Genomic DNA, 15,149 nt, shown 5'->3' on the forward strand with positions numbered 1-15,149 from the left:
ATGGTAAAAACAGCCATACTGTATCTTTTCTTTAGCTGGATTTATCTCCTGCGCAGGTCCTTTCAACACCCTTGGCTGTCGAGCTTTAACAGCTTTTTTTCACTTCAATTTCTCTCCTAATACAAAAAACCGGAAGAGAAATACTTCCCTCCCAGCTCTCCTCCTTATTTAGTTTAAATCAAGCATCACGACAGCCTTAAATAAGTCTCCGTCTACATCAATATCAAGGGTTCCCCCATGAAGGTCAACAATGGATTTGGCAATGGCAAGTCCTAGCCCAGATCCTTCTGTATGGCGAGAGGTATCCCCTCGTTTGAAGCGCTCAAACATTTCATCTGTATTATCTCCAAGCTCATACTTGGTAACATTTTTAAACGTAATGACTACTCGATCTCGTTCAGCTGTAACAGATATATAGACTCTGGTATTCTCCAGTGAGTAGTTTAAGATATTTCCTATGAGATTATCAAACACCCGCCATAACTTTTGACCGTCAACAAATGCAACACATTTATCAGGCATTGAAACGCGGAACTGTAGTGACGACTGCTTAATGGCTTCATCCCGTTCAGCTAGGGATTGCTGCAGCAGCTGAACAATGTCTGCACGATCTTTAACTAATTCGATACTGCCGCTGGCCATTTTAGATGCTTCAAACAAATCATCAATTAAAACCTTTAACCGTTTTGATTTTCGATCAATTATTTGAAGATAGCCCGTACGTTCCTCTTCACTGAGATTTGGATTCTTCAGCAATTCTGTATAAGTAATAATTGACGTTAATGGCGTCCGCAAATCATGACTAACATTCGTAATCAATTCAGTCTTTAGTCTCTCGCTTTTAGCCTGTTCCTGTTGTGAAGTTTTCACACCTGTTTTCAAGCTATTTATGTTCCGAGCAAGCTTTGATAGGGTAGAGTTGCCCTTAGCTGGGAGATCAGATGCATAATGTCCGTTTACTAATTCATCTGTATACCGGACAATCCGATTGAACTTCCCAATCTGTATCAAAAGATAGATAACAGCTGGTACAGTAACGAATAAAAATAAGGGGATGAAGACTATTACAGCTTCATTTTCCATAAAGACAACTGAAATCCCAATCCCTGTAGCAAACGTGATACCAAGCAGAATGACCATCTGAACACCGGTTCTTCTTACCAGAAATACATCTTTTGCTTTATAGATTAACGATTCTTTCCATTCTTCCTCGATATTTTCTTTGTTTTTAAGCGTATTAATGAACCAACTTCCCTGAATGAGCGTCAATACAAGAAATAGGACGGTCCAAAATGTTTGGTGTATGAACTCTCTTACAAAATAGTAAAATGATGAATAGGATATTTGATACATATTATCTGTAATATAATCGCCTAATATAAGGATCGTAACGAGTAAAACGCCTGCCCGTACATCAATGGGGATCTTGGAATAAAAGACAGGGGTAGACCTGCTTATCTCAATGGTTTTCCATACACCTGATTTACGAATCATAAATGCACCAAGCAGTAGGGCTAACAGGCTGGCAATTAGATAACTATACGCCAGTTTTTGAGTGGTCTTATATGTTTTATATTCCTTCATAATTGGACTTGATTTAGGAGCATCTTTTGAAATACCCACCTGCCCCTTTAACTCCCGATCGGCAAAAGATTCTATAATCCCTGCTGTATCAACCTCTGTATCTGTATAATCACTATATGAAGAGAAATAAGAGCGTTCATCTTCATCCATCGGAATAGAACGAAGATAGAGCATATCTTTTTTATTTATATATTGAGAGACATCATCTTCACTATCCAAGTTTAAATTTGTATACACTTCCCCTGTAGTCATGTCTTCTAAATAATAGGTATATGCTTTATCAAATTCGAGGAATTCCTTACGATTCTTCGTCATTTCTTGAAAATAAGCATCTACTTCTTTTTCTTTCACTTTACTAATCTTTTCTTCAACTACTTTATCACTTTGGAAATTGGCCATAATGTCATTTATTTTTTTGTCGCGTTCCGCTTCGTACATCTCTATAAGCTCTTTATTTTTCACTGCCTCTGCTTCTGAAATTTGACCCTCATACTGAGTCTTAATGGAATCTATTTGTTCAGGTAAATCTCCATATCTGAAGCGGTATTCTTCGATTTCTTCTTCTGTCACTGTAATCTTTTCTTTCATATTTTTAGGCGTAATACCCAGTTCAAATAGATTTAGCTGTTCCAAGTACTTACTATTTTCAGACTTGAACTGCTCCGTATCAAAAAAATTTTGACCTATATACTCATTCCCTCTGCTCAGTCCTGACATAACTCCGGTGAGCCCTAACGTAACGAACAATAAAGCTAAAACAAAATGCAGTCTACTTTTCCATTTTGTATCCAATTCCCCATACCACCTTCAAATATCTTGGATTTTTCGGATCGATTTCGATTTTTTCACGTATCTTACGGATATGTACGGCCACAGTATTTTCGGCGTTATACCCTGGTTCCTTCCACACACGTTCATAAATTTCGGAAATAGAGAATACTCTTCCAGGATATGACATTAGTAACTCAGTCATTTTATATTCAATAGGCGTCAATTTCACTGGCTCTCCGATAACCTTAACTTCCTTCGTTTCTCGATCAAGCGTCAATCCGTTTAAATCAATAACTTTTGCCGTGCCTTCATATGTACCAAGGGAAACATATCTTCTAAGCTGTGACTTTACTCTAGCCATTAGTTCTAAAGGATTAAACGGCTTTGTCACATAATCATCTGCACCGACTTGAAGACCTAGGATTTTATCTGTATCTTCACTCTTTGCACTAAGAAGAATAATCGGTATATTTTTTTGTTCACGTATTTTAAAAGTTGCTGCAATCCCGTCCATTCGGGGCATCATAATATCGAGTAAGATTAAGTGAATCGTATGCTCTTGTAATTTTTCTAGAGCTTCTATCCCGTCTTGTGCTTGAATAACCTTAATCCCTTCATAAGATAAATAAATTTCGATTGCATCACGGATCTCTTTTTCATCATCGACGACTAATATACAAAAGTTGTCCATTTCCAGACCTCCTTTTCTCCAATATAGCAGAATGGTTCCGCTCATATTTACATTGTAAGTAGTAAATCTTAACTTTTACTCAGTATATTTCTTAAGAATTTCTTAAGATTCTATCTGAAAAGAATTAAAGGATATCCAGCCTAGATACCGAATGTATGAACTAAGCTCTTTCAAAAAAGAGACTGTTTTCATATACCTTTCATTTTGCACATGTACGTACAGTTTAATTACCTTCTAAAACATCCTATTTGCAGAAGCCTTCTTTCCAAAAAGCAGCTAACGTTTACCCTTTCTTATGACCGGGTACATATATGAATCATACAATACCTGTAAATAAAATTAATAATTGGTAATAGAGCGGAGTGGATAGGGGTATGGAGCGTAATCATACAATCATGCAATTTTTCGAGTGGCACGTACCAGCGGATGGTCAACATTGGAAACGTTTAAAAGATGCAGCACCCGAACTAAAGAAGATTGGGATTGATTCCATTTGGGTCCCTCCAGTGACCAAGGGTCAGTCAGGCGATGATAACGGCTATGGTATTTATGACGGCTATGATCTCGGCGAATTTGATCAAAAGGGGACTGTTCGTACAAAATACGGGACGAAACAAGAACTATTTGATGCCATTGAAGCCTGTCATGAACATCAGCTGTGCGTCTATATTGATGTTGTCATGAATCATAAGGCTGGAGCAGACGAAACGGAAACTTTCGAGGTTGTAGAAGTTAATCCAATGAACCGAAATGAAGAAATATCTGAGCCTTTTGAAATTGAAGGATGGACGAAATTTGATTTTCCCGGACGAGACGGAAAGTATTCTTCCTTTACGTGGAATTCAACTCACTTTAACGGCACGGATTTTGATCAAAAAACAGGTAAAACGGGTATTTTCAAAATTGGTGGAGACAGTGCGTGGAATGAACATGTAGATGACGAGTTTGGTAATTACGACTACCTCATGTTTGCGAACATAGATTATAATAATCCTGTGGTCATTGATGAGATGATTGCTTGGGCGAAGTGGCTCGTTGAAACGACAAATTGTGATGGCTTTCGCCTCGACGCGATTAAGCATATAAATACGAAATTCATCAGCCAATTTTCCCATGAATTGGTCGATTATATTAAAGATAAAAACTTTTACCTAATCGGCGAATTTTGGCATTCAGATCTTAAAGCCTGCCGTGAATACCTGGATAAAACAAATTATAAGATTGATTTATTTGACGTTGCACTTCATTATAAATTTTGCAAAGCCGGTAAGGAAGGCGGCGCTTTTGATTTATCAACCATTTTTAACGATACCCTGGTACAAAGTCATCCTACAAATGCGGTTACCTTTGTAGATAACCATGATTCTCAGCCTCATGAATCACTGGAATCTTGGGTCGAAGACTGGTTTAAACCAAGTGCCTACGCCTTGATTTTATTACGCCGTGACAGTTATCCATGTATCTTCTATGGAGATTATTATGGAATTGGTGGACCAGTACCCGTCGATGGAAAAAAAGGTGATATTGATCGTCTTATGTTTGCACGCTACCACAAAGCATACGGGGATCAGGAAGATTACTTTGATCATCCAAATACAATTGGCTGGGTTAGAATGGGCATTCCCGAAATTCCTTATTCAGGCTGTGCAACCGTGATTGCCAATGGAGACCCTGGAATTAAGCGGATGTACGTAGGAGAAGAACGAGCCGGAGAAATCTGGACGGATCTCACCACTACAATGGACGAACGAATTACGATTGAAGAAGATGGCTGGGCTACCTTTCCTGTTAATGGAGGAAGTGTCTCTGTTTGGGCCAACCCAGAGATTGAAAAAGAAGATGAGTAAGTAAACAAGTAAAAAGCTGCCAAAAGGCAGCTTTTTTTACTTATTTTCCACAACACTTTTTTATATTTTTTACCGCTGCCGCAAGGGCAGGGATCATTTCTCCCTGTCTTTTTCTTATCCATTTCTTCAACTGTAGTTTGCAGGCTTTGGTCTTGCCTTTCAAGCGCATTTTTCTTCCAGCCTTCAAGATTCGGATGTTCGATGCCCATTAACGTATAATAGCCATAAGCAAGCATATTTAAGTCGACAAGCATACTGCTGCCCCTAGCCGCTAAGTACGCATCCATTTCAGGGTACCGCTTTCCTGAAAGCTGAAAACAGATTCCTTCAACAACTAGTACTTGATCATCCTCATGTTCAATCATCGGAAGAAGCTTTACCAGCTCTGCCTCTGCTTCTGGGATCTTACAATTCCCAAGAATACTCGTACCAAAAACCAGACAGTCTGGATTCTCCAGATAAGGTACAATGGCTTGAACGGCCTCTTTACTTTGAAATTTAATCAACGTATCAGATACTGCCTCGACTAACAAGTCCTCGTCACGAAGCAGTAAATTAGCAAGCAAAGGAATATACTTTGTCTGATTCATGATCCCGATCGCATGGAAAATCAGAATCCCTGCAAAAGAAAAATATTCTTCATTGAGATCCTGGTTTAAAATGGCCGCGATTTCAATGTCATCGATCCAGCCTTTTTCAACAAGGACCTCTACCGTCATTTTAGCTTGATCGAATATTTCTTGAGAAAAGCGCTCTTCGGTTTCTAATTGAACCAACAGCTCCCCATATTGTTCCCAAACTTCTTCCTCTTCGCCATTTTCTAATGTTTCATAGAAAGACCATTTTTTCTTATCAAAAAATGGAGTTAATTCTTGACGGAATTTCAATGCTTCTTTCGGACGAATCGAGTACAGTAAGTTTAAGTAAAGAGGACGATTTCTCGAATCAGCACTCTTTGCCCCTTTAATTAATAACCTTACTGCCTCTTCATTAAGCCTATGCTTATATATCCTCGTTAAGATATTGATTTCCTTTTCCTTCGAACTGACTGCTTCTTTTATCAGACGTACGGTCCACTCTTCTGGAACTAAAGGGTAATCCTGCAGGGTTTCTACCAAAAATGTTTGTAAGGTTAAATCATCTGTTTCTAAAAATGGTTCTATTTTTTCTAAAAAGCCCACTGCCGCAACTCCTTCTATTTTTCATCTATTATTCACATACTAACAAAGAAAGGTACATTACGCGAAGTAGAAATCATATCGGTTCAACTTTTACAAAAAAAGTAGTATGATTTATAGGAGAAGGGATTGGCTTTCAATTGAAAAAAACGTATCTATTACTTTGGTTTTTTGGATCATTAACACTTAATGCACTAGGAAATAGCTTTATGATTGTCGCTCATCTCGGCTCCGCGCCTTGGGCAGCAGCTAGTCAAAATCTTGCTGCAGTACTCCCGCTTTCAATCGGACTGTGCACGATTGTTCTGCAGTTATTTTCCCTGTTGCTGACAACGTTGATGGGCAGCCGGTTTTCTATCCGACTCATTATAAAAAGTTTACTCCTTGCCGTTTTCTTTGGTCTTTTAATTGATATGTTTGTTAACATTCATCATTACTTTTATACGCCCGACCAAATCTGGGTTCGGGGTCTATATACGCTGATTGGGATGAATGGGGTGGCTGCTGCAATCTCGATTTACATTCAAATCAGCCGAGTTCTTTTGCCCTTCGATTATCTTCTTCAAGCCTTTGCTCGTCTGGCAAAAAGCTTCTCTCTTGGTACAATCATCTGTTTGAGCATTCCACTCAGCATCTGCATCATTTTCTCTATTGTTTTTCATCAATTTATTGGTCTTGGAATCGGCACCTTAGTTTTCATTCTCGCAAATGGATTTCTTATTGATCAATACAATAAAAGGATTAAGTTGACTCGTAAGGAACTGATCTAGCTGCAAAAAAAGGGATGAGATCATCCCTTTTTTTGCTTACTCTGGAAAAATCAAAGTAACAATTTTCTGGAAGAAAAAGAAGAAGAACTTGTCACAATCGCCATTCTCCTTTAAGGTAAAATTAAACAAAGCATATTATTCAAGGAGATGACAGTACAGTGAAAAACGAATTAGTAGAACGGTTTATATCTTATGTAAAAATTGATACCCAATCAGATGAAGAGAACTCTGCATGCCCCTCTTCTCCAGGACAATTAATTCTCGGAAATAAGCTGGTTAATGACTTGCAGGCAATTGGACTGGTTGATGCAAAGATTGATGATAACGGCTATGTTATGGCTACACTTCCTAGCAATACAGATAAGGAGGTTCCGGTGATTGGGTTCTTAGCTCATCTCGATACGGCAACAGATTTCACTGGAAAAAACGTTAACGCTCAAATTGTTGAGAATTATAATGGAAAAGACATCACCCTTAACAGTGAATTAAACATTATTCTTTCTCCGACTGATTTCCCACACCTTGCTGATTATCAGAACCAAACACTGATCACTACGGATGGCACTACCTTACTTGGAGCTGATAATAAAGCTGGCATTGCAGAAATTATGACGGCCATGGACTATTTAATACAACATCCTGAAATAAAACATGGACAAATTAGAGTAGCCTTCACACCCGACGAAGAAATTGGAAGAGGGCCTCACAAGTTCGATGTTGAGGCTTTTCACGCAGCCTATGCTTATACGATCGATGGAGGGCCGCTGGGTGAACTTCAATATGAGAGTTTCAACGCTGCCGGACTGAAAATAACCTTTAAGGGAACCAATATCCATCCTGGGACTGCTAAAGGGAAAATGGTTAATGCTGCAAAAATAGCGATGAAATTCAACAACCGTCTGCCTGTGGAAGAAGCTCCAGAAACGACTGAAGGTTATGAAGGGTTCTATCATCTATCTGGAATCACTGGTGATGTGGAAGAAACGGTCCTGCACTATATTATTCGTGATTTTGACAAAGAACAGTTTGCGGAAAGAAAACATTTTATTGAAAAAACGGTGGCTGAATTCCAGGAACAATACGGAGCAGACCGCGTTATTTTGGAGATGAAGGATCAATATTACAATATGAAGGACAAAATTAAACCGGTGATGGAAATTGTCGAGATAGCCGCTGAAGCGATGAAAAACCTTGGCATTGAACCAATTATTGAACCCATCCGCGGTGGAACAGACGGCTCACAGCTTTCATATATGGGGCTGCCTACACCGAATATCTTTACAGGCGGGGAAAATTTTCACGGAAAATATGAGTTTATCTCCGTAGATCATATGGCTAAAGCAGTAGATGTGATTATTGAAGTCGTCAAATTATTTGAGGAAAAAGCAGAAAAATAAACAAAAGGCAGCTGCCCCCCTATGTGAGGGACAACGTCAGACTGTAGACAAACTCAGGTGAAAATGAGTATGTTTCCAATCTTCTTTTTTTAGTTTCTAAAATGGGGCTGTTGATTAGAATGTGTATTCGAAGCCGGCTGGACTTTGATAAGCAAGAAAAAATCCATAAATACGTTTAAAACGCAGAAAGAGGTTCGGAATAAACCATTCCGAACCTCTTTTCTTATTTATACGATTCTTGACCAATGACGCGCTTGCGTTACTGCTTGAATAAAGGCTTTATGATCAGCGCCTGCAATTACCCCTTCAGCTGGATCTTGTGATGTAATGCCAGCTGCTGTTAATAAATCAAGTGCATCTGTGCCAGCTCCTACAGACTTGAAGTGACTATAGGCTTCTAGCAGGAAGGCTGGAGCTTTCTTACTTGCTAGAAGGTTAGTAACCCCATCTTTCCCTCCTGCAACATAGACTGCGTCAAATTGGACAGAGTCTGCTGTCAGGAACGTATGATCAACAGGAACTTCCTCTCCATTGCTGCTAAGGATGGCTCCTAGGTTTTTACTCACGACTTCAACAAGTATTCCTGCTCCTGTTAAATCTGCTTTTAATTGAGTAAACTCAGCATAATCAAAACCATGATCAGCTAAAACAGCTACTTTACGTGTATTTGGGAGCTTCACGCTGGTTTCTTGGCTCAAGCTGGCTGAAGCTGGACTGCCATCTGGAACATTTCCCGTTTCAGGTACAGATGCGCCAACTGCTAAAGCAAGTTCCTTAGCAATCCTGAAATCAACATTTGCGAACATATCGACTACCCGTTGTTGAATTTCTTTGCTTTTCAGTTTTCCTACTTCGAACTGGAAGGCTTCAATAATATGCTGTTTCTCAACTTCCGTCATGCTATTCCAGAAAAGAATGGCTTGGCTGTAATGATCTTTAAAGCTCTCACTGCGAGCTCGAACTTTTCGGCCATCTACCTTTTCCTGATAATGTACATATCCACCATCTTTTTCTGAAGCCGGCTCGGGTGCATTAGCTTGTAATCCATTTTTATGATAGCTGACTTGTCCTTTATTTATCGCCATACGGTGCATCCCGTCACGTTGATTATTATGAACTGGTGCAACCGAGCGGTTAATCGGAAGTTCATGGAAATTTGGACCGCCAAGACGTGAAAGTTGTGTATCGGTATAAGAGAAGAGACGTCCTTGAAGCATTGGGTCATTTGAAAAGTCTATTCCAGGTACGACATTTCCAAGATGGAAGGCAACTTGCTCTGTCTCAGCAAAGACATTATCCGGATTTCGGTCGAGAGTCATTTTTCCGATGATTTTAACTGGAATGATTTCTTCCGGCCAAAGCTTGGTTGGATCAAGAATATCAAAATCAAAAGCAAATTCATCTTCTTCTTTAATGAGCTGAACCCCTAACTCAAATTCAGGATACTCGCCCATCTCGATTGCTTCATAAAGATCACGGCGATGGAAGTCAGGATCCTTACCAGCTAGTTTTTGGGCTTCGTCCCAAACGAGAGAATGGACCCCTAGTTTTGGTTTCCAATGAAACTTCACAAAATGAGACTTACCCAGTTCATTTACAAAGCGGAAGGTATTTACCCCGAATCCTTCCATCATTCGATAGCTGCGGGGAATAGCCCGGTCAGACAAATGCCACATAATCATATGTGCTGTCTCAGTATTGGCCGTTACAAAGTCCCAGAACGTATCATGTGCAGTTTGTGCCTGCGGTATTTCATTATGCGGTTCTGGTTTGAAAGAATGAACCAAATCCGGGAACTTAATAGCATCTTGTATAAAAAACACCGGGATGTTATTACCAACTAGATCATAGTTTCCTTCTTCTGTATAAAACTTTGTAGCAAAGCCCCTTACATCACGAACTGTGTCTGCTGAACCACGCGAACCTGCCACGGTAGAAAAACGTACAAATACAGGTGTTTTTATGGAAGGATCTTGAAGAAAACCAGCACTGGTGTATTCCTTCATTGATTCATAAGGCTGGAAGTATCCATGTGCACCATATCCACGAGCATGAACAATACGTTCTGGAATTCGTTCATGGTCAAAATGAGTCATTTTTTCACGAAAATGAAAATCCTCCATTAATGTCGGTCCACGTTCACCCGCTTTTAAGGAGTGCTCATCTTCAGAAACACGCAGCCCCTGATTAGTCGTTAATTTTGTGCCCGCATCATCAACTCGGTACGCCTCAAGCTGCTGATCCTTACTGTTTTCATGTTTATTAGTCATCTTGTTCAAGTCCTCCCTCTACTTCTCTATAAAAAGTCTGTATAAATTTTTGCTGCTTTTTCTTAACGTTTACCACGATATTTTTAAAGTTAAACAAGACTATTCAAACAAATAAAAAAACTAGAATCGACAAAAAACCACTATTTAGTTAAAATCGATAGAAAAGACTATGGATGTTAAAGGGGATATCTTGATTACTTTATTGCCATTAATGATTGAAAGAGTTGGAATTATTGTCATACTCGCTTTCTTGTTATCACAAATGAAGTCCTTTCGAAAACTCGTTAATTATGAACAAAACCTACCTGGAAAATTTCAGCTCATTATTTTGTTCGGTTTTTTTGGAATCATCAGTAATTATACTGGAATAGAAATAAGCAATCATTCAATTGTTCATTCAGAATGGCTCACAGCGGTCGGTTCCGAGCATGCATTAGCCAATACACGTGTAATGGGGATTGGAATCGGTGGATTACTAGGGGGACCTTGGGTCGGCCTTGGCATTGGGTTAATCGCGGGCATCCACCGTTTATCTCTCGGGGGCTTTACAGCAGCAGCCTGTGCAATATCATCAGTAGCTGCAGGGATTGCTGCTGGCTTATTAGGAAGACAGCGACGGAGGAAGGGTGGAGAAATTACACCGATATTTGCTGTAGGAATCGGTATGATTATGGAAGCATTTCAAATGGTAATTATTTTACTTTCTGCGAAACCATTCGAACAAGCACTAGCACTTGTCCAGGTTATTGGTTTACCGATGATTTTTATAAATGGTTTAGGTTCATTATTGTTCGTTTTCATTCTTCAGGCGATCATTCGAGATGATCAGCGAACACGAGTGCTGCAAACTAATCGTGCCTTTCGTATTACTGACCAGACTCTTCCTTTCTTCCGTAAAGGCCTGAACCCGGATTCTTGCAATGCCATTGCTAACATCGTCCTCAACCTGACAAATGCCGATGCAATCGCCATTACAGATGATAAACAAGTATTAGCTCATGCAGGTGCAGGAAGTGACCACCATATACCGCTCAAAGGATTGGAGACTGGATTAACCAGAGAAGCTCTTCAACTCGGAGAATTATTGATTGCCAGATCCAAAGATAATATTTACTGCATGCATAAAGACTGTCCATTAGCGGCAGCCGTCGTTCTTCCGTTAAAAGTTCACCAGGAGACAGTGGGTACGTTAAAAATGTACTTTACAAATCCAAATAAACTTGATGACGTCCACCAGGAGCTCGCTGAAGGACTAGCAAACTTATTTTCTACTCAGCTTGAATTAGCGGAAGCAGAAAAGCAGACTCGTCTGTTAAAAGATGCAGAAATTAAAGCCCTGCAGGCTCAAGTACATCCGCACTTTTTATTTAACAGCATTAATACTATCTCTGTTTTATGCCGGACAGACTCAGAAAAAGCCCGATCACTCTTACTCGGTCTCAGTTCCTTCTTTCGCAGTAATCTGCAAGGTGCCCGCCAATTGCTGATTCCACTTGAGAAGGAGCTCGAACATGTACAAGCTTATCTATTACTAGAGCAAGCCCGTTTCCCTGAACGATATAAGATGACGTATTCGCTTGCCCCGGGCCTTGAAAAAATTCTAATTCCTCCTTTCACTCTTCAGCCGCTCATTGAAAATACGATTCACCATGCATTTTCAAGATTGAACGTACAAGGAGAAATTACGATAACGATTTATACTCACAAGGGATTTCTTTATATCTCGGTACAAGATAATGGACAAGGCATATCAGACGAACGAATTTTGGAGTTAGGAAAAAAAATTGTTGCCTCTGAAAAAGGGACAGGAACGGCTATTTACAATATCAAACAAAGACTTGATGGTATATATAACGGCCGCGCTGGCCTATCTATTCAATCAAATTCCTGCAGCCCAGGAACAACAATCAAAATTACCATACCTATGGATCAAAAAGGAGTTTCTGACTAACATGCTGAAGGTATATATTGTTGATGATGAACCACTTGCGAGGGATGAACTACGGTATCTGCTGCTTCGCAGTAAACAGGTGGAAATTACCGGAGAAGCAGAGTCTTTTGAAGAAGCATTCGAAGCCATTTCTGCCGATCAACCTGACCTCGTCTTCGTTGATATCGAAATCTCAGACCATAATGGCCTGCAGCTGGCAAAACGTCTGCAGGAACTAAATCCTATACCCTCTATTGTATTTGCGACTGCTTATGATGAATTTGCCCTTCAAGCGTTTGACTTAGGGGCGAGTGATTATATCTTAAAACCATTTGACGAAAAACGGATCCAACAGACAATTGAAAAGATCATCCTGCAAAAGACAAAAAGGAACCCCGCTATTTCGACTAATCCTAAAAGGATTGCCGTTTCACTGGAAGGCCGGATTCTTTTAATAGATTGCGAATCGATTCTTTATATGACATCAGCAGAGGGGAAATGCACCATTTTCACGGATAATCAGGCATATACAATCAGTGAAACCCTGATTATGCTGGAAAAGAAGTTAAGCGGCTCTATTTTTATCCGAGTCCACCGAAGCTATCTTGTAAATGTTGAACATATCAGTGAAATTGAGCCTTGGTTTAATTCGACTTACAACATCACCATGAAAAACGGAGTAAAAGTCCCTGTTTCTCGTACGTATGTAAAAGATTTAAAGGAGCTCATCGGTTTTTAATCTCTTAAGGGCCTCCTGATCCAACTGTAATGAATGTATTTCAATGGTGCAATTATGTATTTCACATCCAGTATTTTGGTGTTTTGAAGTGAAAACCCAATGTAAGCGTTTTTATTTAGTAAAATGACGTTACAACAATATTGGGGAGGATGAAAAATGAATGCAGTTACAGTAGTAATCGGATCAATCTGTATCTTATTAATTGCCTATCGTTTATACGGTACCTTTATGGCTGCCAAGGTATTAAAACTCAATGAGTCCATTCCGACACCAGCACACACACTTGAAGACGGAAAGGACTATGTTCCAACAAATAAGTGGGTGACATTCGGACATCATTTTGCTGCTATCGCCGCAGCAGGTCCACTTGTTGGCCCCATTCTCGCGGCCCAATTCGGTTATTTGCCAGGATTACTCTGGCTGTTAATTGGAGCAGTCGTCGGAGGGGCGGTTCATGATGCAGTCGTCTTATTCGCTTCAATGCGTCAAGATGGAAAGTCTCTTTCTGAGGTAGCTAAGAAAGAATTAGGTCCTGTAGCCGGTTTTTGTACAGGTCTAGCTATGCTTTTCATCATTACTATTACTATGGCCGGCCTTTCTATGGTTGTGTTACATGCCTTGGAAAATAACCCTTGGGGAACATTTGCCGTTGGAATTACGATTCCAATAGCTATGGGCGTAGGTATCTACCATAAACTCACCGGAAACCTAAAATGGGCAACAATTGTCGGCTTCATCTTAATCATGGCCGGTATTTTTTTAGGACCACAAATTCAAAACACGGCATTTGGAGATTTCTTATCCCTTGAAGCAAGCACACTAGCTCTTATTCTGCCAATTTATGCCTTTTTTGCAGCGGCATTACCAGTGTGGCTCTTGCTGGCACCTCGTGATTATCTAAGTACTTTTATGAAAATCGGTGTATTCATTGCCTTAATCATTGGTGTATTTGTGGTTAATCCAGATATTCAGTTTCCTGCATTTACTGAATTTATTAATGGCGGCGGTCCGATTGTAGCTGGTCCCGTGTGGCCCTTTATTTCAATCACAATCGCTTGTGGAGCTATTTCCGGTTTTCATGCATTTGTTGGTTCAGGAACCACACCTAAAATGCTAAATCGCTGGAGTGATATTAAACCAGTCGCATTTGGTGCGATGCTTGTAGAATGTTTAGTTGCAATCATGGCCTTAATTGCTGCGGTTGCCCTACAGCCCGGAGATTATTTTGCCATCAACTCCTCTCCTGAGGTTTTTGAAACACTAGGTATGCAAACTGTTCATTTAGGTGAACTAAGTAAAGAAATCGGCATGGATTTAGAAGGCAGAACAGGCGGAGCAGTTACCTTAGCTGTTGGAATGACCTATATCTTCACGGCTATTCCATGGTTTGAGAAATTAGCTTCTTATTTTTTCCAATTTGTTATCCTTTTCGAAGCGGTATTTATACTAACGGCCATTGATTCAGGTACGCGCGTTGCCCGTTATCTAATTCAAGACTTCTTCGGCGAATTTTATAAACCGCTTAAGCGCGTTGATTGGCTGCCTGGTAATCTATTTGCCAGCGCTTTAGCCTGCTTCGTCTGGGGCTACTTGCTCTACTCCGGAGACATCAGCTCGATTTGGGCGCTCTTCGGTGTTTCTAATCAGTTGATGGCATCGATTGGCTTAATTGTTGGTACGACTGTTATTCTAAAAATTGCTGACAAACGCTGGTATATCCTTACCTGCCTGATTCCGCTCGCTTACCTATACATAACTGTGAATGTGGCCGGATACTGGATGGTTAAGAACGTGTATCTGAATTCCGCATCAGCAGGATATAGTGTAATCAATGGGGTTCTTTCCATCATTATGTTGGTGTTAGGCTTAATCATCATCGTTACTTCGATAAAAAAGTGGACCGAGCTATGGAAGATTCCGCAAGCGGAATTAGCTGCTCAATCAACTAAATCAGCATAAAGACGACCGCCCC

General features: G+C 40.1%; 9 protein-coding genes and 1 pseudogene. 6 read left to right on the forward strand and 4 right to left on the reverse strand.

Annotated elements, in window-relative coordinates; translation table 11 throughout:
• Window positions 1-168: 168 nt before the first annotated feature.
• Window positions 169-2,376, reverse strand: coding sequence for a sensor histidine kinase (locus tag WYK_RS11665; RefSeq protein ID WP_040374665.1), 2,208 nt, complete (start codon window positions 2,374-2,376; stop codon window positions 169-171).
• On the reverse strand, window positions 2,354-3,046 hold the full coding sequence (locus tag WYK_RS11670) for a response regulator transcription factor (protein ID WP_040374666.1): 693 nt from the start codon (window positions 3,044-3,046) through the stop codon (window positions 2,354-2,356). The genes WYK_RS11665 and WYK_RS11670 overlap by 23 nt, the downstream gene beginning before the upstream one ends.
• Before the next feature lie 374 nt (window positions 3,047-3,420).
• Between WYK_RS11670 and WYK_RS11675 the strand changes: the two genes are divergently transcribed.
• On the forward strand, window positions 3,421-4,893 hold the full coding sequence (locus WYK_RS11675) for an alpha-amylase (protein ID WP_040374667.1): 1,473 nt from the start codon (window positions 3,421-3,423) through the stop codon (window positions 4,891-4,893).
• A gap of 56 nt (window positions 4,894-4,949) precedes the next feature.
• Here the strand turns inward: WYK_RS11675 and WYK_RS26165 are convergent.
• Window positions 4,950-5,612, reverse strand: a pseudogene (locus WYK_RS26165) (SEC-C metal-binding domain-containing protein); the annotation flags it as partial.
• A gap of 599 nt (window positions 5,613-6,211) precedes the next feature.
• On the opposite strand from WYK_RS26165, the gene WYK_RS11680 reads away from it, so the two are divergent.
• Together WYK_RS11680 and pepT are read left to right on the forward strand one after the other, a co-directional pair.
• Window positions 6,212-6,841 (forward strand): hypothetical protein, encoded by a 630-nt coding sequence (locus WYK_RS11680; RefSeq protein WP_040374668.1) that lies wholly within the window; start codon window positions 6,212-6,214, stop codon window positions 6,839-6,841.
• Window positions 6,842-6,999: 158 nt separating this feature from the next.
• Complete coding sequence (gene pepT / locus WYK_RS11685; protein WP_040374669.1) at window positions 7,000-8,238, forward strand: peptidase T; 1,239 nt, start codon at window positions 7,000-7,002, stop codon at window positions 8,236-8,238.
• A 227-nt stretch (window positions 8,239-8,465) separates the two neighbouring features.
• On the opposite strand, the gene WYK_RS11690 is transcribed toward pepT, so the two are convergent.
• Window positions 8,466-10,508: a catalase gene (locus WYK_RS11690; protein WP_040374670.1), complete on the reverse strand. Its 2,043-nt coding sequence runs from the start codon at window positions 10,506-10,508 to the stop codon at window positions 8,466-8,468.
• Between the two features lie 190 nt (window positions 10,509-10,698).
• Between WYK_RS11690 and WYK_RS11695 the strand changes: the two genes are divergently transcribed.
• The 3 genes from WYK_RS11695 to cstA all read left to right on the forward strand — a co-directional run bounded on the left by WYK_RS11695 (window position 10,699) and on the right by cstA (window position 15,136).
• A complete protein-coding gene (locus WYK_RS11695) occupies window positions 10,699-12,459 on the forward strand; it encodes a sensor histidine kinase (protein WP_040374671.1) in 1,761 nt (586 codons plus the stop codon).
• A gap of 1 nt (window position 12,460) precedes the next feature.
• Window positions 12,461-13,177, forward strand: a complete 717-nt coding sequence (locus WYK_RS11700; RefSeq protein WP_040374672.1) for a LytR/AlgR family response regulator transcription factor — start codon at window positions 12,461-12,463, stop codon at window positions 13,175-13,177.
• Window positions 13,178-13,333: 156 nt separating this feature from the next.
• On the forward strand, window positions 13,334-15,136 hold the full coding sequence (cstA, locus tag WYK_RS11705; RefSeq protein ID WP_040374673.1) for a carbon starvation protein CstA: 1,803 nt from the start codon (window positions 13,334-13,336) through the stop codon (window positions 15,134-15,136).
• Window positions 15,137-15,149 lie beyond the last annotated feature (13 nt).

It is taken from the genome of Peribacillus psychrosaccharolyticus ATCC 23296 (assembly GCF_000305495.1).
GTDB classification, from domain to species: domain Bacteria; phylum Bacillota; class Bacilli; order Bacillales; family DSM-1321; genus Peribacillus; species Peribacillus psychrosaccharolyticus.